Here is a 22,138-nt window from a genome sequence, read left to right as displayed (position 1 = left end):
AAATTGCGGCTAAAAACCAGCAATTCTACAAAAAACTCCCTTTTCAAAACTCTAAATCGGTTTTGAATCCAGATATTTTTCCGTAAGTTTTCCGTCTTTGTAGACCAGTTTAAGGGAAAAAAAGGGGGCATCTGTGTGCAGCAGCCGCAGAAAGATTTTGTCTCCCTCCCACAATTCCAGAGATTCAATTTTTTCAAAGGGAACCCACTCCAAGGTGCCTTCTGCACAGTCAGTCAGTTCGCCTTCAAAGCTGTCAGAAGTGTAAAGACACATATATTCTGCCGGCTCTCCGTCGGAAACAAAGGTTACAATGCCCCGAAAATTAAAATTTTTGAGGGTTAGCCCCGTTTCTTCCTTAACTTCCCGCAAAAGACAGTCTTCCGGGCTTTCCTGATGCTCAAAATGTCCCCCCACGCCAATCCACTTGTCCTGATTGATGTCGTTTTGTTTTTTTACCCGGTGAAGCATAAGATAAGAACCGTTTTTTTCTATATAACAGAGAGTGGTGAGCTGAGATTTCATACCAGGATTATACCATGCTGGCAGAAAAAAGTCTTTGTCTAAGCAGGTTGCGCCGATATTAGTTTTTACACTCACCATATCTTTGTGATTTTTTGGGCGTTCCCCTCAGTTCCTTCGGGTCGGGTGTTCCGCACTTCCCTGACGGTCATTCCTGCGCTTCGCTCCGGAACTGCTTCGCAGGTGCTCCATACCCTAGCGCATGGGCAAAATCAAGGGTGAGGCAGAAGTTCCCCGGGAAATTGAAAAGCAGAGCCTTTGTGTGGACAGTGATATTTGGGAGTTTTTACGAAGTCTTATTCCGCAAAAATGAAGAATATTTAAAATTGCGGAATGAAATATAATTTCTGTTCCGCAAAACCAAATTTTTCTTGAAAATGCGGAATAGAGATTGTATAATAATCTTATGAAAGTTCTGGAAAGGCAAGATTTTCTGCAAAAATTGATAAACACAATTTACACTCCTGACATAAAGGTCATAACTGGTATTCGGCGAAGCGGCAAATCAAAGCTTTTGGAAATGTTTATTGAAAACTTAAAAAATCAGATACCAGACGCAAATATTATTCACATCAATTACAATCTTTTTCAATTTTCAACTCTGAAAAATGCCGCTGCTTTGAATGAATATGTTGAAAATCTTTATGCTCCAAACAAGGAAAATTTTCTTTTGATTGATGAAGTCCAGCTCTGCAAGGATTTTGAGCACGCGGTTAATTCTTTTCATGCTTCAGAAAAATATCACATATATCTGACAGGCTCCAACGCGTTTTTGCTTTCAAATGATTTGGCCACACTGTTCACCGGCAGAACTTTTTCCATAGAGGTTTTTCCTTTCAGCTTTAAGGAGTTTGTTGCCTATTTTGACTGCAAGGATTTGCAGCAGGCCTTTGACCGTTTTGTAATGGAAGGCGGAATGTCAGGTTCTTATCTGTATGATTCTCTTGATGATAAATATAATTATTTGAATGAAGTTTTTGAAACTTTGATTGTCCGTGATATTCAGCAAAAATACAAAATAAAAAATATTCCACTCCTGGACATGCTGAATGATTTTCTTGTGGATAATATTTCCTCTGAAATTTCTGCAAGGAGCCTTGCAAATACTCTGACTTCAAAAGGCAGCAAAGTTGATGATAAAACGGTTTCTTCCTATATAAAATATCTTTGCGCTTCTTTCGCCTTTTACAAAATCCGACGCTACGATATAAAAGGAAAAAAATATCTTGCAAGTCAGGACAAGTATTATCTTGCCGACCATTCTTTTAAATATGCAAAACTCGGAACTAAAAATCTGGACTATGGGCGGATTTACGAAAACATAGTCTGCATAGAACTTTTACGCAGAGGCTATGAAGTTTACACGGGAGTTCTTTACCAAAAAGAAATTGATTTTGTGGCCGTAAAACGCAATGAAAAAATCTACATCCAGGTGAGCGATGACATTTCCCGAGCGGAAACAATGGAAAGGGAAAGTTCCCCGCTTTTGAGCATAAAAGACGCTTATCCCAAGATGATTATTGCAAGAACCAAACACCCTGCCTATCAGTATGAAGGAATTGCGGTGTGGGATATTGCGGACTGGCTGATGAAATAATTACTCCCCATAACAACCAGTAACTCCCCTTAAAGAACTGACTTTTTTATGCTATATTTTTCTTATGACACAAACGGAACAATCAAAGGCTGCAAAAAAGTTCAGTGAAGACTGGAAAGATAAAGGTTACGAAAAAGGCGAAAGTCAGAAATTCTGGCTGGATTTACTCTGCAATGTTTTTGGAATAAAAGACTTTGCAAACTTTGTATACTTTGAAAACCAGATAAAAGAAAAATTTGCGGATAAGACAATCACTAATTTTATAGACATTTATATTCCGTCTACAAAAGTAATGATTGAGCAGAAAAGTATAGATAAAGACCTTCGAGAACCTATCAGGCAGTCTGATGGAACTTTATTAAATCCATTTCAACAGGCACGAAAATATATCTCTGGGCTTCCATTGTCACAGCATCCACGCTGGGTTGTTACAAGCAACTTTAAATCATTCCTTGTTTACGATATGGAAAATCCCAACGGAGAGCCGGAAGAAATACTTCTGGAAAATCTAGAAAAAGAATATTACAGACTTTCGTTTATAACAGACCAGGGTAGTGTACATCTGAAAAAAGAGCTTGAAGTGTCGAAGAAAGCCGGAGATATTATCGGCGAAATTTATGATGCCATTTTGAAACAGTACAAAGATGCAGACAACCCAAGCCCTGCAACATTAAAAAGCCTTAACATGCTTTGTGTCCGCATTGTATTCTGTCTTTACGCAGAAGATGCCGGAATATTCGGACATAAATCTATTTTTGGCGATTATCTTAAACAGTTTGAAGCAAAAGACCTGCGCCGTGCATTGCTGGACTTGTTCCAGATTTTAGACCAGAAGGAAGATGAAAGAGATGAATATCTTGAAGAATCTTTGGCGGCTTTTCCGTATGTGAACGGTGGACTTTTTACAGAAGAAGATAAAACCATTCCGCCACTTACAGAAGAAATTAAAGAGCTTCTTGTAAAACACGCTTCCAATGAATTTGACTGGAGCGAAATCAGCCCCACAATTTTCGGAGCAATTTTTGAGTCAACTCTCAATCCGGAAACTCGCCGCTCTGGTGGTATGCACTACACAAGCATCGAAAATATCCACAAAGTTATAGACCCGCTTTTCTTGGATGATTTGAAAGCTGAATTTGAAGAGTTAAAACAGATAAAAAACGCAGCAAACAGAATTGAAAAGGTAAAAGAATTTCATAAGCGGCTTGGCACCCTAAAATTTTTAGACCCAGCCTGCGGCTCTGGAAATTTCCTTACAGAAACTTATTTGAGTCTGCGTAAACTTGGGAATGAATGTATAAAAGTAGAACTTAACATCGGAGAAGGTGAACTTGCTCTTACGTACAAAGCAGAAGATTTAATACAAGTTTCAATTCAGCAGTTCTATGGAATTGAGATAAATGATTTTGCTGCCGTAGTTGCAAAAACAGCTCTCTGGATTGCAGAAAGCCAGATGATGAAGGAAACTGCAAAAATCATCGAAAAAGATTTGAAGTTCCTGCCTTTGCATACTTACGCAAATATCATTGAAGGAAATGCTCTGCGAATTGATTGGGAAAGTGTCGTTCCGAAAAATGACTTGAATTATATTTTAGGAAATCCGCCGTTTGTGGGATATGCTTATCAATCAAAAGAGCAGAAAGATGACCTTGAATCTGTAATGAAAGGTTTTGGGAAAAACATTGATTATGTTGCAGGCTGGTATTATAAAGCAGCTCAGATGATGCAGGGAACACAAATAAAAGCAGCTCTCGTTTCAACTAATTCCATAACACAAGGGGAACAGGTTGCTGCAATCTGGAAACCAATGTTTGAGCATTTCGGAATGCACTTTGATTTTGCATACAGAACATTCCGCTGGGATAGCGAAGCAAATATTAAGGCTCATGTACACTGTGTGATTATTGGATTCAGTTGTAAAAAGGAATGTCACACGGATTCGGAATTGCTAACGCAATTCCAAAAAGAAAGTAAAAAAGATTTTCCGTTAGGAAAATCGAATCCGTGTGGCAATAAAAAAATCTTCCTGAACGAAAGCCAGTTCATCGAAGCTAAAAATATCAACGGCTATCTTCTGGATGCGCCGGATATTTTTATTGAAAAAAAATCGAAACCGATTTGTGATGTACCGGAAATGCAGAAAGGCAGTATTCCGGTTGATGGTGGAAACTTAATTATTGAAGCTGAGGATTATGAAGATTTCATAAATAAAGAACCCCAGGCAAAACAATTCATTAAACCATTGGTTGGCTCAGAAGAGTTTATCAATAATAAAAAACGCTGGTGTTTATGGCTTGTTGGTGCAAATCCTTCAGATTTAAAAAAGTGTCCTCTTATTATGGAACGAGTTCAAAAGGTAAAAGAAATGCGACTGGCAAGTACAAAAGAAGCAACAAGAAAGTTTGCCGATTATCCGACAAGATTTATGGAACTGCGTCAGCCAGAAACGGATTACCTTTTAGTTCCTCGTGTTTCATCAGAACAGAGACGATATATTCCAATTGGATATATGCCAAAAGATGTTATTAGTACTGATGCAAACATGGTGCTTCCAAACGCTACTCTTTATCATTTTGGTGTTCTAACATCAAATGTTCACAATGCCTGGATGCGTGCTGTTGCAGGTCGTCTCGAAATGCGTTATCGCTATTCTAACACAATCGTTTATAACAATTTCCCCTGGCCGGATTTAGTGATTAGTGATCAGGGACTAGGGATTAAAGGAGGTGAACTTTATGACAATAAATTTCAAAGAGTTGATTGTTTGGCAGAAGGCAATGGACTTGACCGGGGAAATTTATCAAATTGCAAAAAGGCTTCCGAAAGAGGAAACATACGCACTTTCAGACCAGATGAGGCGCGCTGCAGTGTCGATTCCGTCGAACATAGCGGAAGGACACGGCAGGAATTCAACGAAGGAATTTATACAGTTTCTGGCAATTGCGAGGGGGTCGGTATACGAACTGGAAACACAGCTTCTTCTATGCGTGAAAATAAAATACATGACGGAATCCGAAGTTCAAAACGCAACAAGTCTGCTGAGCGAAATAGCGAAAATAATCAATTCGATGATAACAAAACTCAAAAGCAGAAACTAACCCCTAATCACTACTCACTAATCACAAAAATCGAAGAAACCGCCCAGGCAATTTTAGACGCTCGTGCAAAATACCCGGACTCTTCTCTCGCAGATTTGTACGACGAAACCTTAATGCCCCCGGAACTTCGTAAAGCACACCAGGCAAACGATCGTGCCGTAATGGCAGCTTATGGATTCAGCACAAAAATGACAGAATCAGAATGTGTGGCAGAGTTATTCAAGATGTACGAAAGTTTGACAAAATCTCGTTAGCGGTGTATATTAAGCAAAACGGGGACGTAAAGCAAACGAGCGACCGCCTCCGTAGCGAATTGTGAAAACCCGCCTAGAGTCTGGTACACTACAAGGCGGGCTTTTTTATGCTCTTAGTCCTATTTAAGTAGGAAGGTGAGCGCGTCTATAACTACAATTCACGGAAGTTCAAAAAGAAGGAAACTGCAAAGTAAAACTGGAAAATCCTTGAAACGCGTTAGGGATTGTAGGGGCAGCCCGATAGGGCTGTTGCGGAACGAAGTGGAGCAATGGAGCCGAAAGGCGGAACCCCGCAAAGCCCGGCGGCAGCGTAGCTGGCGCAACGCCCAGATAAAAAACAGTAGATTCCAGACAAGTGGTTTAAGTAGGTAGGGCGAATGGAAAACGAAATAATTCTTTATACAGACGAAAATGGCAAAACAAATGTTTCTGTGCGCTTTGCAGATGAAGATGTTTGGGTAACTGCTGTTCAATTAGCAGAAATATATAATACCTCAAGACAAAATATTGGGCAGCATCTTGAGAATATCTATAAAGATAATGAGTTACCTAGGGAAGCAACTATAAAGAAATTCTTTATAGTTCAAAAAGAAGGAAGCCGTGAAGTAAAACGCGAAATAGACCATTACAACCTCGATGTAATTATCGCAATTGGCTATCGCGTTCAATCTGATGTGGCAGTTCGTTTCCGTCGCTGGGCAACGCAGAGGCTTCATGAATATATTCAGAAAGGCTTTACCATGGACGACGAGCGGCTAAAGCAGGGGCGGAACCGATATTTTAAGGAACTTTTGCAAAGAATCCGCGACATCCGCTCAAGTGAAAGGAATTTTTACCAGCAGGTTACGGATATTTATGCAACTGCAACTGATTATGATCCGCGTTCCAAGATGACTCTGAACTTTTTTGCAACGGTACAGAATAAATTGCATTATGCGGTTCATGAGCACACTGCGGCGGAACTTATATATGAGCGTGTAGACAGTGAAAAACCTTTTGTTGGAATGACGAATTTTAAAGGCGATTATGTTACAAAAGATGATGTAAAAATTGCTAAAAACTATCTTTCAGAGCTTGAGTTGAAAAGATTAAATCTGCTGGTTTCTGAATTCTTGGATTTTGCTGAATTTCAGGCATTGGAAGAGAAGCCAATGAAAATGCAGGATTGGATTACAGCATTAGATAATCAGATTGTTGCTCATCAGCGGAAAATTCTTGAAGGCAAAGGTTCAATTTCTCACGAACAAGCAATGCAGAAAGCAGAAAAAGAATACGATTTATTCCGCCAGAAAGAGCTTGCAAATCTAAAAAGTGACTTTGACTTGTTTTTGCAGGATGTAAGAAAAATAGAAACGCGTTAGGGATTGTAGCACCGGCGAAGGCGTACTTTGCGAAGCAAAGTATGAAGCGATATCGGAAGTGCGCCGAAAATGGCAAAACAAATGTTTCTGTGCGCTTCGCTTCGGAACTGCTTCACAGATGCTCCATAACAACCAACGCAGGTTTATCTACAGTCATTTTGTTCTTTGTCTACCCTAACACAGGGATTTTTTATTGAAATTTCTGTAAAAATTTGGTAATATCCCTTTTTAGTATGATTTCCGCAAGCGTAAAAATGTGTCTGGTTCTCGTTGTTGTGCTTTGCGGTCATATTGTTTCTGTTTGCAAATAGGCAGCCTGTTTCTTTTTGAAACAGGCTTTTTTTTAAAGGCAAGCAGGCGTTGCGGGCGGCGTTTGAGCCCGCAGAGGGGGTAGCGAAAGACCGCTAGCGGGCTGGAGCGAGGGGGAGACTTCCCCCGCCTTTTATTTTGTTTTTATGGGATAAAACCTCTAAAAATTTCACTTTTTAGAGATAACTTTAAAATGCGATGTTCTAAGTCCTGCTATTATAGCGATTTAGAACTCGCCAGCACATCAAAAAAATTGACAAAACAAGTTTTTCGATGTGCCCAGGAGTGTATAGATATGAAAAGAGACGACATTAAGAAAGTCTTGATTATTGGTTCTGGCCCGATTGTTATTGGTCAGGCATGTGAATTTGACTATTCGGGAACTCAGGCTTGTAAAGCTTTGCGTGAACTCGGCTACAAGATTGTTTTGGTAAACTCTAACCCGGCAACTATTATGACCGATCCTGTTATGGCAGATGCTACTTATATTGAGCCGCTTAATGTCGAAAGAATCAGCCAGATTATCGAAAAGGAACGTCCAGATGCGCTTTTGCCAAACTTAGGCGGTCAGACTGGATTGAACATGGCAATGGAGCTTAACAAGCTCGGCGTTCTCGACAAATATGGCGTAAAAGTAATCGGTGTAAACCTTGAAGCAATTGAACGTGGAGAAGACCGCGAAATTTTCAAGGAAACGATGAAAAATCTTGGAATCGATACTCCTCGTTCGGATATTTGCCACACTGTCGAAGGCGCTGAAAAAATTGCCGAAGAAATCGGCTTTCCGCTTGTTGTTCGTCCTGCATACACAATGGGCGGTGCTGGCGGTGGTTTTTGCTACAATGTTGAAGAACTGCGCACAATCGTTGCAAATGGCCTGGATCTTTCGCTCACTCACCAGTGTTTGATTGAAGAATCCATTCTTGGCTGGGAAGAACTTGAAGTTGAAGTTGTCCGCGACGCAAAAAACCAGATGGTTGCCATCTGTACTATCGAAAATATCGACGCTGTAGGCGTTCACACTGGAGACTCTTTCTGCGCCGCTCCTTTTATGACAATTGACAAGGAACTCGAGCAGAAACTCCAGAAAATGGCATTTAAAATCGTTGAAAACATTGGTGTTATCGGCGGTACCAATGTTCAGTTTGCACACAATCCAAAAACTGGAAGAATCGTAATCATCGAAATAAACCCAAGAACTTCGCGCTCTTCGGCCCTTGCTTCTAAGGCAACAGGTTTCCCAATTGCCTTGATTTCTGCAAAACTTGCCTCTGGAATGACTTTGGACGAAATTCCTTACTGGCGCGATGGAACTTTGGAAAAATACACTCTCGGCGGCGCTCCTGACGGAGATTATGTCGTTCTCAAATTTGCACGCTGGGCTTTTGAAAAATTCCGCGGAGCAAAGGACGAACTTGGAACTTCTATGAAAGCTGTCGGCGAAGTTATGGCTATCGGAAAAAATTTTAAAGAAACTTTCCAAAAAGCAATCCGCGGTCTCGAAAACGGACGCTCTGGTCTCGGCTTTGCAAAAGACTTTAACAAAAAATCTGCCGACGAACTTTGCGAAATGCTCAAGACTGCTTCTTCTGAAAGATATTTCCAGCTTTATGAAGCAATCCGCAAAGGCGTTCCTCTCGAAACGCTTTCAAAAATTACTTACGTAAAAGAATATTTCCTCAAAGAAATGAAGGAAATGGTTGACCTTGAAGAAGAAATGCTCAAAAATCCAGGACGCGTTCCGGAAGACAAGCTTTTGATTCAGGCAAAAAAAGACGGATTTAGCGACAAATATCTTTCAAAAATTCTCAAGGTTGCAGAAAAAGATATCCGCAAACGCCGCAACGAACTCGGAATAAGAGAAGCATGGCTCAGAGTTCCTGTAAGCGGAGTAGAAAATGCCTGCTATTATTACTCAACATACAACGCAAAAGAAGACACCTCTGTTGCCACTGACAACAAGAAAAAAGTAATGATTTTGGGAGGCGGACCAAACAGAATCGGACAGGGAATCGAATTCGACTACTGCTGCTGCCACGCCGCAATGCAGCTCAAAGAACTCGGCTACGAAACAATCATCGTAAACTGCAACCCGGAAACCGTTTCTACCGACTACGACACTTCTGACAAACTTTACTTTGAGCCAGTCACAACCGAAGACGTTCTTCAGATTTACGAAAAAGAAAAGCCTTTTGGAGTTATCGTTCAGTTTGGAGGACAGACTCCTCTCAATATTGCACGCGAACTTCAGGAAAACGGAGTAAATATCCTCGGAACTTCAATCGACTCAATCGATATTGCCGAAGACCGCGATTTGTTCCGCCACATGATGGAAAAACTTGAAATTCCAATGCCAGAAAGCGGAATGGCTGTTAATTTTGACGAAGCAAAGGCAATTGCAGACAAAATCGGCTATCCAATTATGATTCGTCCGTCATTTGTACTTGGTGGACGCGGAATGGAAGTTATCTACGATGAAAAAACATTGAACGAATACGTTGAAAAGGCTGTCGGCGTAACTCCAGACCGCCCGCTTTTAATCGACCGCTTCCTTAAAAACGCGCTCGAATGCGAAGCCGACGCTCTTGCAGATTCAGAACACGTTTACATTCCGGCAGTTATGGAACACATCGAGCTTGCAGGAATCCACTCGGGAGATTCTGCCTGCGTAATTCCTCCAGTTTCAATTCCTCTTGCAAATCTTGAAACAATCAAAGATTACACAAAGAAAATTGCAGAGGCACTCCACGTTTGCGGTCTTATGAATATGCAGTACGCAATCGAAGACGGAAAAGTTTACGTAATCGAGGCAAATCCACGCGCAAGCCGCACAGTTCCTCTCGTTTCCAAAGTCTGCGACACTCAGATGGCTCGCCTTGCAACAAGAATGATGCTTGGAGAATCGTTAAAATCTCTCGGCCTCAAAGACAAGGTAATTCCATATTTTGGAGCAAAAGAAGCAGTTCTTCCGTGGGCAAGATTCCCAGGCGTTGACCCGATTCTTGGACCGGAAATGCGCTCAACAGGCGAAGTTCTCGGACTTTCAGACAACTTCCCGCTCGCATATTACAAGGCACAGGAAGCCGCAGGTTCAGAACTGCCACACGCTCCAGCTCCGTGGGAAAACAAAAAAGTCCTCATTTCGCTCAGCGACAAAGAAGGCTTAAAAGGACAGGTTCTCTACATTGGAAAAACCCTTTCTAAACTAGGATTTACCCTTGTATGTACACAGGGAACCGCCGAATTCTACAGAGAAAACGGAATTAAGTGCGAAGAAGTAAACAAGATTGGCGCCGGACGCCCAGACGTTGTAGACATAATTATGAATAAAGAAGTTTGCCTCGTAATCAACACACCAAAGGCAAAACGCAATTATGCCGAAGACAGAAAGACAATCCGCAAAGCCTGTCTTAAATACAAAGTCCCTTATATTACGACATTGGCAGGAGCTTATGCCGCAGTCCAGGGAATTGAGGCCGTTAAAACAGGAAAAGGCGGCGAAGGCGGAGTAAAATCATTGCAGGAATACCATGCAATGATAAAACGCTAAAATTCGGACAAGAGGCTGTAAGAGCGCGCAAAGCGCGTTGCGGAACGAAGTGAAGCAATGCAGGCGAAAGCCGGAACTCTGAAAGACTCGGTTTTGGACTGTCCAAAAACAAAACATGCAAAAGTTGCGCCGTCAAATAAAAATTTTGACAAAACGCAGCAGTTGTACAAAAAAATTGGACAGTCCAAAATGGCCCCAATAAAAAAATTTACATTTTTCCCCAAAAAATACAGCAATTTCTAAAAAAATCTTCAAAATTGCCGTAAAAATTACGAGGCATTCAAAATGAAAGATTTTACAGTCGGAAAAACATATCCACAGCTTATAAACTACGCAATTCCCTTGATTTTGGGAAACTTTTTTCAATTAACTTACAATGCAGTTGATTCGATAATTCTCGGTCGTTTTGCAGGAAAAGAATGTCTTGCCGCCGTCGGAATTGCAAACCCCGTAATGAACATCATGATTTTTCTTATCGTTGGAATCTGCCTTGGCGCCAGCATAATCATGTCGGAATTTTACGGTGCAAAAGACGAAAAAAAACTTAAAAACGAAATCAGCACTACAATAGCAATCGGTTTTTGCTTTACACTTGTCGTAAGCGTCGTGTGCTTTATTTTTGTAAAACAACTTTTGCGTGCAATCCGCTGTCCAGAAGATTTAATCGAACACACAGCAAATTACCTCCGCGTCGTATTCGCCGGACTAATTTTTACTTTTTTTTACAACGTTTACGCTTCCGCCTTGCGCGCTGCCGGAGATTCAACTTCTCCAATTATCTGCGTTGCAATAAGCGCGGTTTTAAACGGAATTCTCGACTACTTTTTAGTTGCTGTCTGCGGTCTGGAAATGCACGGAGCGGCTTTTGCAACAGTCGCCTCTCAGTTAATCAGCTGCATTTTGATAATCGTCTATGTTTACAAAAAAGTTCCGCTTCTCGCACTAAAACCGCGGGAATTCAAGGTTGAACGCTCACTTATCTTGCGAACAGTCAATTATTCCTGGGCAACAGCCTTACAGCAATGCGTCTTGTATGTCGGAAAACTTTTGGTTCAGTGCGCAGTCAATCCTCTCGGAGTTGATGCAATCGCAACTTTCAACGCCGGAACAAAAATTGACGATTTTTGCTATCAACCGACACAAAGCATTGGACACACAATCACAACCTTTATGGCGCAAAACCGCGGAGCAAAAAAACCGGCCCGTCAGCGTGAAGGTTTCTTAAAAGGTTTTTCGCTCGAATGGATTTATATTATCGTTACATCAATTTTAGTTATTCTTTTTAGAAAACAGCTGATTTTGCTTTTTGCGGGACAAAACGAAAGCGAAGTTTTGCGTCTTGGCGAAAAATATCTTTTTGTCATGGCCTGCCTTTACTTTTTGCCGGCAACCACCAACGGAATTCAGGCATTTTTCCGCGGAACAGGCGACATAAAAATAACCGTAATCTCGACAACATCCCAGATAATTTTCCGCGTAATTTTCAGTTTTATTTTCTGCAAAATGTTCGGAATAATCGGAACAGCCTATGCTTGTCTCGCCGGCTGGATTGCAATGCTCGCAGTTGAACTTCCAATTTTCTTTTTTGCCTGGAAAAATCTAAAAAAAGAGAGTCAGGGCGTTTCTCAATAAAAACTAACCGTTTTTATTGAGCCGGGCTTTTGCGTTATAAAATTGCTCCGCAATTTTTCCGTTCAGCCGCGCAAGCGCGTCCGAACCGCTTACGCGGCTAACAAGCCCTAACGCATACAAAAAAACTGCAACCTTTTTACAAAAAGAGTGTCTAATTTTTCAGAAAACAAATTCACAAAAATGCGAGGAAAATTATGACACTCAAAACAGAAAACAAAGCTTTTGAACCAAACAAAAATTCACCTGTCAAACCTTACACTTTGGGCGAAGAAATTTTCAATTCCGTAAGCCATGGAGTAGGTTCACTTCTGGCAATTGCAGCAATCGTTCTTTTAGTTGTTTTTTCGCCAAAAAGGCCAATGGTCATTACGAGCGTTTCCATTTATGGCGCGTCAATGATTCTTCTTTACACAATGTCTTGTCTTTACCATGCATTTACAAATATGCGCGTAAAAAAAGTATTTCAGATTTTTGACCATGTTTCGATTTATCTTTTAATTGCAGGAACATACACGCCATATTGTCTTGTAAATCTTGGCGGAGCGTTCGGCTGGACAATGTTTGGAATAATCTGGGGACTTGCCGCCTTAGGAATTACAATCTACTCAGTTTTTGGCAATAAAATGCGGAAAATCAGTTCAATCACTTATATTTTAATGGGCTGGCTTGTTTTAATCGCTTTTATTCCATTAAAAAACGCACTGCCAAAATTCAGTTTTTCAATGCTAATTTGGGGCGGACTTATCTACACAGTCGGATTTGCATTTTACAGCGCAAAAAACGTAAAGTGGGCGCACTCAATCTTCCATCTTTTTGTAATCGCAGGAAGCGTCCTTCACTTTTTCTCTGTCTTTTTTGCAATGAAGTCTGCGTAAAATTTTACGAAAGAGCCGCGTAAATTCTGTTTGAAAAAATAAATTTACTGCGACTCTTTGTCAAAAGCCTTTTCCAAACTGTTGCTGATTTTTTGCAGCTGAATTTCGTTCGTAATATGAAAATTCGCCAATACTTCCTGATCAAACTGATAAAAATCAATATCTTTTTCCTGATAATGAGCAAGCATATCCGAAAGATAAACAATTTCGGTCAGTTTTTTTACATTTTCCGGAGCAAGATCCGGTTCGTGATGATGCCGAATTACAGAAACAATAACTTCCGGAAAATTCCACTTTTCCGCGATTAGAGCACCGATTTCTCCATGGTTTACACCAGCAACGAGTTTTTCAAAAATATCCGGCTGAATTCCTTTTTGAGCGCAAATGTCTTTTATTCGGTTTATGTATGCAGGATGAGTTGTTTCAAAAATCAATTTTCCCATATCGTGCAAAAGACCGCAGATATAAGAGTCTTCGACTATAGTCCTGTTTGAAGAACAAAAATTTCTTGCAAGGTTGTAAGTATAAAAAGCTACTCGATAAGCGTGTGTCCACAATGCTTTTGTTTCTTCGCCAAGTGTATTCAAAACATTCATCGAACTTACAGAAAGAATCATATTTTTTATTCCGCGGATTCCGACAAGTTTAACAGCGTCAGAAATGCTTCGGCAAGGAGAAGCAAGAGCAAAAGTTGCAGAATTTACAAGTTTTAACAAATCGGAAGTAAGAGAAATGTCGCTGGAAATAAGCGTAGCAATTTCGCTCATTTTTGAATCCGGATTGTTTAAAAGACGGTTTATCCGCATAACAGAATCTGGAAACTGTGGCAATTCATCAATCAAATTGACAAATTCCCGGCTTACAACGCTCAAATTCTTTTGTGTTTTTTCGTCCAGCGGAAGAATTATTCTTGTAATAGTTTCGCCATTTTCGCACAAAATCTGGAAATTTTCTTCTGTAAGCCCAATTTTTTCCAGCATCAAAATCATAATTATAAGCCCAAGTCCAGCACCCTCTGTTTCGTCAAGAACCTGAGTCATTGCCTGATCAACCGAAGTATACTGCTGGGCACGGCTGAGCTTGTCATGCATTCGTTTGTATTCTTCAACTGTCAATTCTGAATTATTGCGAACTTCAATTTTGATTTTATTGTTGCGCGCCTGGAGAACAAACTTTACGTAAAGTCCGGCTTTTTTCTGCAAATCAAGATAATAGCGGATATTAGAGAGTGTTTCTGACTTAAAACTCTTTATACCTTCAGAATATTGTTCTTCGTTAAAAATATCGAGATTCTTCTGCTTAAAAAAGATTCTCTTTGTATTTGCTTTTTTACTGTTTACCAAAAGTTCGTTTAAGCAATACGTCAAATATTCTGACATTTTGTCTTGATTCAATTCGTTTAAAAACGCCTTCAATACAGAATCGATATACGCTTCCATTTCCCTAGGAAGAGTATAAGTTGTTATCGAAAGAGGAATTCCAGCCCTTATGGCCATTTTGATTTTTGACAAATCGAGTTTTACTTTTTTAACAGGTGGCATAACTATTTATAGATTATAACTCAAATTTTCACTATTATAAACATATGTTTGACGCTTTTCTTTCACAAATGCTAATAGTTTTTTTGTTATTTATAGTCTGCGTAAGATTCTTTTTTGCACAGAATTTAACAATTGACTCCTGCGCAGTTCTTGCTCCAGTTGCATTTTTTATTTCTCTCGCAAACATTTTTTTGTGGAATTTAACCTTACCAAACATCTTTCTTACAGCCCTTTCGTTCATCGTTTTTGCAACAAATTTCCGTGCACTTTTAAGGCTTTTCTCGAGAGTTTTTGTCGACAGATATTCGGCTGCATTTTCGGTTTTTAGCATTTTAGAATTAAGTTTAATCGTTTTTTCGGCAGTAATTTTGATTTTAAACCGTCCTGTAAAAATTGAACCAAGAAATTTCGGTTCAAAAAAAACAGTTTACCGTCTGAGCGGAAGCATTTCGCACGGATTCGAACAGCTTTTGCCAGGCGATTTTTTCTACAGATCAACAGGAACCTTAAAAATCTATGAACCGTTGACAAATTTTTCAGAAAACACAGAAACTACAACACATGAACTTCCCGCTCCAACACAAGAATTAACGCAAAAAAAGCAAAAACCAATAATTGTTTTTTGCGGAAGCGAAACTGCCGAAACTCAAGATTATGAACCTTATCTACTTTTTTTGTCCAAAAAAGGTTTTACGGTTTTGGCGGCAGATTTTTATTCACACGACTGCCTTTATCTTCCAGGAATTTTCAACTCACGCATTTTTAGAAAATTTATGTTTTTAAACAACAAAAATAATTTTCAAAAAAGCGAGACCCTTGCTGCAAAACTAAATCACACAAATTCATACAAAGCGCTCACAAAACTTGCACAAAAACTTTACGGAAAAGATTTTCCGCTCTATTTTGTATTTGACAGTCTGGATTTTGATTCAATCTGCCAGATTACAGAAACAGGGGGCATTCAAACCGCAGGATTTTTCAGTTTGAACACAATCCAAGAATATAAAACCCCGAAATTTGGATTTATCGAACAGACAAATATTCCTCTCGCAAAAAAATATGGATTTTCAAGAGATTCGTCGCTCTTTATTCCGCGCTATCTGGCAAATAAAACCGCAGAACAAATTGAATCTGAACAAAACGCAATTTCTACAACCAATTAAAACTCTAGACTATAAACTTTTATTCTTTTATACTTTCAATTTATGGACACAGAAAATATCGTTGTGGAATTTAAAACAAAAACTTCTCTTTCAAAAAAATTGATTCCACTTATTTTAATGCTTTTCGTAATCGCCGCAGATCAGATTACAAAGCAGCTAATCGTAAAATTTATTCCGCTTACTTTTCCACCAAGCATAGGCTCTTCCTTCTTTGGTGATTTTTTAAGAATTATACATGTTTGCAATCCGGGAATTGCATTCAGCATAGGGCAGGGTTGGTCTTTAACCGCAAGAGCCTTTTTATTTCGCATAGTTCCATTAGTTGTAATTATCTTAGTGCTTATTGTCTATTTTAGAAACGACGAATTCAGTTCACTTCAAAGATGGGCAATCGCAGGGATTGCCGGCGGCGGACTTGGAAATTTAATCGACCGTTTTTTCCGCAAAGAAGGCGTAATTGATTTTATTGATGTAAAATTCTACGGAATTTTTGGAATGGACCGTTGGCCAACATTTAACGTTGCAGATGCGGCAGTTGTACTCTGCGGAATTCTTCTTTTAACCTCATTTGCATTTACAGTAAAAAAATCAAATTCAAATAAGGAGGCATGATAAAAATTACATCCCTGTAATTTTTATCATTACAGTTTGTTCAAGCGTTGCTTTCGCAAACTGTGATTTTCGCCATCCGTGGCTCGCCGCTAACGCGGTGTTTTTATGGGAGAAAAAATGACAACCCACGACAGAACTTTAATTTTCAATATTTGCGTCGCACTTTTTAATATAATACTCGGACTTGCAATAGAACTCGTATTGGTTGGAGGAAGTTTTATTTTCCTCTCAAAATTTCCAGCTATTGCAAACGGCATTTCGGTAAACGTTTTGCTTCCATTTATACTTTTTGCAGGAATCATCCTCGCAATGATGCTCAGCGTAAAAACAATAAGCTGGGCAATTAAAAAATTCGATTTGAAAAATAAACTGGAGCAAAAAGCAATAAAACGCTACATCCACGAAGATTTATAAATTCTTCTGCGCCTTTTTAGTCTTCTTAAAAAAGACGCAGACTTTTTTCAAAAATCAATTTGCAAAAAACTTATTCTTCAAATTCCTCAAACAGCAGTTCCGACAGTTTTGCATTTCCTTCCGCCTGATGCGCACCAAGCCTGTACGTTCCAGCTGTCAACGTAATTTTTTTTCCGGCAATGTCTGTACTTCCTGTTTTGGTTTTCGGCAAGTCTTCTGTAGAAACAATTTCCTCCTCAAAAAACGCTTTTCCGTCTTTTGAAGCAATTGAAATTCCATACAATTTTTTTTGTGAACTTCCCACTGTTTCGAAAACCGTCAAATACATCTTTTTTTCAACCGTAAATTCCACAAATCCCTGCTGTTCTTTATTTTTTAATTCAAGCACCGCAAAGTTTTCATCAATTTTTGCGCTTACCCTAATATTATTTACAGTTTGAAATCCTTCATTTGCCGCCTGTTTTTGGAATCCGCCGTTTACACCCATCTTATATTGCCCGGCAACTACAATAAAGCAGCATTTTTCCGCTTCTTTCTGGCTTTCATAGTGAATTCCGCAATTCAAACAAAAAAAATCGCTTTCTCCAAAGTCAATTTTTGCAATTAAATTTCCGCAATCTTTCTTTTCATCTTCATAAACTTCAATTTCGAGCTTTTTAGAAACAACAGAGCACGAAGAAATTTCAAAATCCACCGTCCAAACTCCAACAAAATACGTTGCATTTTTTGCGGTACTGCCAAGCTTTAAGGTTCCATTTTCCAGACAAACAAAATCTTTTAATGAACCGTCAGCATAAAAAATCGCCAAATTCGGATACAAAGAGTCATTTTCTCCAAGAATTACAGAAATTTCGTAATCATAGCCAGCTTCAGTCTTTATTTTTACAAATTTCATTTCGTTTTTAGAAAGAGCAAAATCACCTTCTTCAAATTCAACAGGAACTGCATAAAAACTTGCAGCCGCCGTTTCTTCCGTCAAAATTTCAACTTCCTTAGAATTTTTTCCTTTAGAAACTGTTTTTCCATTTTTATCCAAAAGATGAATTTCAATTTCGCCCTCAGCATAAATTCCGCACGGAATTCCTTCAAACGTAAAAATATAATTACTTCCGGGAACATAATTTTCTTGAGAATTTTCCTCAGTTTCAGTCTTCTCCGCACAAGAAAAATCCAGCTCTTCCAGCCAGACAAATTCATCGCCACTTTTATATGCCAGTTTTACAGAATTCGTCTGCGTCGCAACAACACGGGCATTTTCTTTTGCAATTTTTGCATAATCTGGAACAAAAACCGTAACTTTTGTGCTTCCGTATTCAAAATTTTCATTTTCCGCCATTCCTCCGCCAGAAGAACCATGTGAACAGCCGAACAAAAACCAAACACAAACCGCCAAAACTAAAATTTCCGTCATTTTCTTAAGATTTTCTTTTTTCATTTTTCCTCCATTAAAAATCCAAAATTCGATGTAAAGTTTTTGGGTGGCTTTTTGTTCCGCCAAGCTGCACAAAAACCGGGCTTTTCGGGGTTCCGCTAACGCTCATTGGCTGCCCGCCAACGGCCTTGCCGCCCCTACAATCCCTGCCACAAACAAAAAAACCACTCACAAAAACTTTTCACCTTTCTATATATTTAGTTGCGCTAAATGTTAAAAAATGACAAAAAATTTGAAAAAAAATAAAAAATCTTTGTATTCGTTCTAAAAAACGTTTATTCACACTAAAAAAGCTTATTTTTTATTTTTAACACAATTAAAACCTTAAAATTGAATTTCTTGTTTCTATTCCCGTGTTTTAGTGATATTATATAAAAAGGTATTTTTTAACAAAAAGTTTTAACTTTAAAAATTATGGAGAAATTTATGATTGGAAATGTAATTGTTGGACAGTCTGGCGGACCTACAGCTGTAATCAACTCATCACTCGCCGGCGTTTATCAAACCGCTAGAGATCGTGGTGCAAAAAAAATTTATGGTATGCTTCACGGTATCAAAGGACTTCTCGACCGGCAGTATGTTGATTTGTCCCAGAAAATCCGTTCAGCAATGGAAATAGATCTTTTAAAAAGAACTCCGTCTTCTTATCTCGGTTCTTGCCGTTATAAGCTTCCTGACGTTGCCAGCGACAAAGCGACTTTTGAAAAAATCTTTGCAATTTTAAAAGAACTCGAAATTGAGTATTTCTTCTACATCGGCGGAAATGACTCAATGGACACAATTGCAAAACTTTCTCAGTATGCTGAAGAAATCAAAAGCCCAATCCGCTTTATTGGCGTGCCAAAAACAATCGACAACGATCTGGCAATTACAGACCACACACCAGGTTTTGGTTCAGCAGCAAAATTCATCGCTTCTACAATGAAAGAAATCATTCGCGACGGCCTTGTTTACGACTATCCGACTGTAACTGTAGTTGAAATTATGGGCCGCAATGCAGGCTGGCTTACTGCCGCTTCTGCACTTTCTAAATCAGAAGATTGCGAAGGTGTTGATTTAATTTATCTTCCAGAAAAACCTTTCAACATCGACATGTTCATTACCCGCGTAAAAGAAATTTCCGCTTCTGGAAAATCTGTTGTAATCGCTGTTTCTGAAGGAATTAAACTTCCTGACGGACGTTATGTTTTCGAACTCGGTCAGCATGCTGATTCGGTTGATGCCTTTGGTCACAAACAAATGTCTGGAACCGCAAGTTTCCTCGCAACAAAACTTCAGCTTGAACTCGGAGTAAAGGCCCGCGCAATCGAACTTTCAACTCTTCAGCGCTGTGCTGCCCATATTTCAAGCCGCACCGACATTACAGAAGCTTTCAATGTTGGTGGAGCTGCCGTAAAAGCCGCATTTGAAGGCGAAACTGGAAAAGTCGTTGTTCTTAAGCGCGTTTCTGACGATCCATACATGTGTATTACAGAAACTGCCGACGTTCGCGACATTGCAAATGTTGAAAAGAAAGTTCCTCTTGAATGGATTTCTGGTGACGACCATGTTACAAAAGACTTGATTCACTACATTCATCCTTTAATTCAGGCAGAACTTAGTCCAATTATGGTTGACGGTCTTCCACGCCATTTGACGTTAAACTGCAACTAATTCACTTTTTAGGGTTGAATAAGCAGAATTGACAGGTTCACCGAAATTCGTTTATTCAACCCAATTTTTTTCTTAATATTTTTCAACAATCAACAATTATTTTTATTCCTTTTATACATTCTTTTCGATTAGTTGCCACTAAAGTTTTATTTCAATAAAATATATAAATCATGAAAACTTCAAAATTTTATATTTCAACGCTCCGCGAAGCTCCGGCAGAAGCCGTAATCGCAAGCCACAAACTTATGCTCAGAGCAGGAATCACCCGCAAACTTGGAAACGGACTTTACACTTATCTTCCGCTGGGATTGCGCTCTCTTTATAAACTCGAACAAATAATCCGCGAAGAATGGAACAATACAGCAGAAGCTCTCGAATTTAAGCCAACAGTAATTGTTCCAGGCGACATCTGGAAAGAATCTGGCCGCTGGGAAACAATGGGCGCGCAAATGCTCAAAGCAAAAAACCGCGGTGAACAGGACATGGTTGTTTCTCCAACCGCAGAAGAAGCATTTACGGTTATTGTTCGTGACGGACTCAGTTCTTACAAACAGCTTCCTGTAAACCTTTATCAGATAAACACAAAATACCGCGACGAAATTCGCCCTCGTTACGGCGTAATGCGCGGCCGTGAATTTATCATGGCTGACGGTTACACAATGAACGCCGATGACGAATCTTTGGACGAATCATATAAACTCTACGAAAAAGCATATTTCCGCATCTTCAAACGTCTCGGACTCAAAATTATTCCTGTACGTGCAGATTCTGGCGCAATGGGAGGAAGCGGTTCAGAAGAATTCATGGTTGAATCCCCAATCGGCGACGACACATTGATTATCTGCCCGAACGAAAAATGCGGTTTTGCGGCAAATGTCGAAAAAGCATGGTGCGCTTCTGACGATTCTGTAAACAAAAAAGGCGAAAAACCGTCAAAAACAGATCTCCCTGTCGAAATGGTAGCAACTCCAAACGTTTTCTCAATAGAAGATATGGAAAAATTCTTTGACGAATCACCAAAAATGTTCATCAAAGCTCTCATTTACCGCGTAATCAACTCATCACTCGACATGACAGGCGCAAACGGCGCAGACAAATGGAAGAGGGTAAAAGACCCTGCCGGCGATTACTATCCACTTTCTTATGTTTGTGTTCTTATCCGCGCAGATTTAGACGTAAACGAAGCAAAACTTGCAGCAACCCTCAAAGCATCGGAAGTTGTTCTTGCAGAAGCAGAAGAAGTTCTTGAATACGCAGGCGCTCCACACGGTTTTGTTGGTCCAATCACAGCAAAATGTCCGCTCGTAGTTGATTATTCTGTCGTAAAAGACGGCGAAGCGCAGATGCACAACGCAATCGCAGGTTCAGGAAAAGACGGATATCACATTACTCACGTTGAACCGCTCCGCGACTTTGTTCCATACATCAATGCAGACGTCCGCACAGTAAAAGAAGGCGACAAATGCCCTCTCTGCGGTAAAACTTTCTATACAAGAAAAGGAAACGAACTCGGTCACATCTTCAAACTCGGCCACAAATACACAAAATCAATGCACGTAACCTTCCTTGCAAAAGACGGCAAACCGGCAGAACCAACAATGGGCTGCTACGGAATCGGCGTTGACCGCACTCTTGCTTCAATCATCGAAAAAAACAACGACGAAAAAGGCATTATCTGGCCAATGTCAGTTGCACCGTTCCAAGTTTGCATCGTTCCAATCAAATACAACGGAGCAATGAAAGAAGTTGCCGACACAATTTACGAAAAACTCACAAAAGCAGGAATCGAAGTCCTTCTTGACGACCGCGACGAACGCCCTGGAGTTAAATTTGCCGATATGGAACTGATTGGAATTCCTCTCAGAATTACAGTCGGCGACAAAAATCTTCCAAATGTTGAATTCAAACCACGCAGCGCAGCCGAAGCAGAGCTTGTTCCAGCAGAAAGCGCAGCAGAAAAAGCAATTCAATTTGTAAAAGACGAGCTCGCAAAGCTTCAGGCATAAACTAAAAAAGGCTCAAAATGCAGATTTTCAGCCTTTGAGCTTAAAAAACGTCATCAAAATAAAAAAACGGTCATTAAACTAAAGCCAAAACCGGCAAAAGCAAAATGACCGTCTTTTTTCAC

At 39.8% G+C, this 22,138-nt stretch carries 14 protein-coding genes; 11 read left to right on the top strand and 3 right to left on the bottom strand.

The genetic code is table 11. The features are described from left to right. Positions 1–51 precede the first annotated feature (51 nt). Positions 52–522, bottom strand: coding sequence for an NUDIX hydrolase (locus B5D47_RS09665; protein WP_078931647.1), 471 nt, complete (start codon positions 520–522; stop codon positions 52–54). Between the two features lie 403 nt (positions 523–925). On the opposite strand from B5D47_RS09665, the gene B5D47_RS09660 reads away from it, so the two are divergent. The 6 genes from B5D47_RS09660 to trhA all read left to right on the top strand — a co-directional run bounded on the left by B5D47_RS09660 (position 926) and on the right by trhA (position 13,195). Next, positions 926–2,116: an ATP-binding protein gene (locus B5D47_RS09660; protein WP_078931634.1), complete on the top strand. Its 1,191-nt coding sequence runs from the start codon at positions 926–928 to the stop codon at positions 2,114–2,116. Positions 2,117–2,180: 64 nt separating this feature from the next. Further along, positions 2,181–5,468 carry a DNA methyltransferase gene (locus B5D47_RS11870; protein WP_456154926.1) on the top strand — a complete coding sequence of 1,096 codons (3,288 nt, stop codon included), beginning with the start codon at positions 2,181–2,183 and terminating at the stop codon, positions 5,466–5,468. A gap of 377 nt (positions 5,469–5,845) precedes the next feature. After that, the gene (locus B5D47_RS09650) at positions 5,846–6,829 is read left to right on the top strand and encodes a virulence RhuM family protein (protein WP_078931633.1); all 984 of its coding nucleotides are present in this window, start codon (positions 5,846–5,848) and stop codon (positions 6,827–6,829) included. 604 nt (positions 6,830–7,433) lie between these two features. Continuing rightward, a complete protein-coding gene (gene carB, locus B5D47_RS09640; RefSeq protein ID WP_078931631.1) occupies positions 7,434–10,688 on the top strand; it encodes a carbamoyl-phosphate synthase large subunit in 3,255 nt (1,084 codons plus the stop codon). Positions 10,689–10,973: 285 nt separating this feature from the next. Beyond that, the gene (locus B5D47_RS09630) at positions 10,974–12,320 is read left to right on the top strand and encodes an MATE family efflux transporter (RefSeq protein ID WP_078931629.1); all 1,347 of its coding nucleotides are present in this window, start codon (positions 10,974–10,976) and stop codon (positions 12,318–12,320) included. A gap of 194 nt (positions 12,321–12,514) precedes the next feature. Continuing rightward, positions 12,515–13,195 (top strand): PAQR family membrane homeostasis protein TrhA, encoded by a 681-nt coding sequence (gene trhA / locus B5D47_RS09625; RefSeq protein ID WP_078931628.1) that lies wholly within the window; start codon positions 12,515–12,517, stop codon positions 13,193–13,195. Between the two features lie 44 nt (positions 13,196–13,239). Here trhA and B5D47_RS09620 read toward each other — a convergent pair whose 3' ends face one another. Further along, a complete protein-coding gene (locus B5D47_RS09620) occupies positions 13,240–14,736 on the bottom strand; it encodes an HDOD domain-containing protein (RefSeq protein ID WP_078931627.1) in 1,497 nt (498 codons plus the stop codon). Positions 14,737–14,780: 44 nt separating this feature from the next. Between B5D47_RS09620 and B5D47_RS09615 the strand changes: the two genes are divergently transcribed. The 3 genes from B5D47_RS09615 to B5D47_RS09605 all read left to right on the top strand — a co-directional run bounded on the left by B5D47_RS09615 (position 14,781) and on the right by B5D47_RS09605 (position 16,925). Further along, on the top strand, positions 14,781–15,899 hold the full coding sequence (locus B5D47_RS09615; RefSeq protein ID WP_078931626.1) for a hypothetical protein: 1,119 nt from the start codon (positions 14,781–14,783) through the stop codon (positions 15,897–15,899). Positions 15,900–15,941: 42 nt separating this feature from the next. After that, positions 15,942–16,511 carry a signal peptidase II gene (lspA, locus tag B5D47_RS09610; RefSeq protein WP_078931625.1) on the top strand — a complete coding sequence of 190 codons (570 nt, stop codon included), beginning with the start codon at positions 15,942–15,944 and terminating at the stop codon, positions 16,509–16,511. A 105-nt stretch (positions 16,512–16,616) separates the two neighbouring features. After that, entirely contained in the window at positions 16,617–16,925 is a 309-nt protein-coding gene (locus tag B5D47_RS09605) for a hypothetical protein (protein WP_078931624.1), read from the top strand. A gap of 70 nt (positions 16,926–16,995) precedes the next feature. Here the strand turns inward: B5D47_RS09605 and B5D47_RS09600 are convergent, their stop codons facing one another. Then, entirely contained in the window at positions 16,996–18,360 is a 1,365-nt protein-coding gene (locus B5D47_RS09600) for a hypothetical protein (protein WP_078931623.1), read from the bottom strand. A gap of 423 nt (positions 18,361–18,783) precedes the next feature. Here B5D47_RS09600 and B5D47_RS09595 point away from each other — a divergent pair, with 423 nt between their 5' ends. Together B5D47_RS09595 and B5D47_RS09590 are read left to right on the top strand one after the other, a co-directional pair. Further along, a complete protein-coding gene (locus B5D47_RS09595) occupies positions 18,784–20,010 on the top strand; it encodes a 6-phosphofructokinase (RefSeq protein ID WP_078931622.1) in 1,227 nt (408 codons plus the stop codon). A 170-nt stretch (positions 20,011–20,180) separates the two neighbouring features. After that, the gene (locus B5D47_RS09590) at positions 20,181–22,016 is read left to right on the top strand and encodes a proline--tRNA ligase (RefSeq protein WP_078931621.1); all 1,836 of its coding nucleotides are present in this window, start codon (positions 20,181–20,183) and stop codon (positions 22,014–22,016) included. Positions 22,017–22,138 lie beyond the last annotated feature (122 nt).

Source organism: Treponema berlinense, assembly GCF_900167025.1.
Lineage (GTDB): Bacteria > Spirochaetota > Spirochaetia > Treponematales > Treponemataceae > Treponema_D > Treponema_D berlinense.
The sequence above is the reverse complement of the archived record's forward strand: the minus strand, read 5'-3'. Positions and strand labels throughout refer to the sequence as shown.

Coding starts and splice junctions, on each gene's coding strand:
- B5D47_RS09665 (WP_078931647.1), bottom strand. CDS start 522: ATGAAATCTCAGCTCACCACTCTCTGTTATATAGAAAAAAACGGTTCT.
- B5D47_RS09590 (WP_078931621.1), top strand. CDS start 20,181: ATGAAAACTTCAAAATTTTATATTTCAACGCTCCGCGAAGCTCCGGCA.
- B5D47_RS09605 (WP_078931624.1), top strand. CDS start 16,617: ATGGGAGAAAAAATGACAACCCACGACAGAACTTTAATTTTCAATATT.
- B5D47_RS09620 (WP_078931627.1), bottom strand. CDS start 14,736: ATGCCACCTGTTAAAAAAGTAAAACTCGATTTGTCAAAAATCAAAATG.
- B5D47_RS09660 (WP_078931634.1), top strand. CDS start 926: ATGAAAGTTCTGGAAAGGCAAGATTTTCTGCAAAAATTGATAAACACA.
- B5D47_RS09595 (WP_078931622.1), top strand. CDS start 18,784: ATGATTGGAAATGTAATTGTTGGACAGTCTGGCGGACCTACAGCTGTA.
- B5D47_RS09650 (WP_078931633.1), top strand. CDS start 5,846: ATGGAAAACGAAATAATTCTTTATACAGACGAAAATGGCAAAACAAAT.
- carB (WP_078931631.1), top strand. CDS start 7,434: ATGAAAAGAGACGACATTAAGAAAGTCTTGATTATTGGTTCTGGCCCG.
- trhA (WP_078931628.1), top strand. CDS start 12,515: ATGACACTCAAAACAGAAAACAAAGCTTTTGAACCAAACAAAAATTCA.
- lspA (WP_078931625.1), top strand. CDS start 15,942: ATGGACACAGAAAATATCGTTGTGGAATTTAAAACAAAAACTTCTCTT.
- B5D47_RS09615 (WP_078931626.1), top strand. CDS start 14,781: ATGTTTGACGCTTTTCTTTCACAAATGCTAATAGTTTTTTTGTTATTT.
- B5D47_RS09630 (WP_078931629.1), top strand. CDS start 10,974: ATGAAAGATTTTACAGTCGGAAAAACATATCCACAGCTTATAAACTAC.
- B5D47_RS11870 (WP_456154926.1), top strand. CDS start 2,181: ATGACACAAACGGAACAATCAAAGGCTGCAAAAAAGTTCAGTGAAGAC.
- B5D47_RS09600 (WP_078931623.1), bottom strand. CDS start 18,360: ATGAAAAAAGAAAATCTTAAGAAAATGACGGAAATTTTAGTTTTGGCG.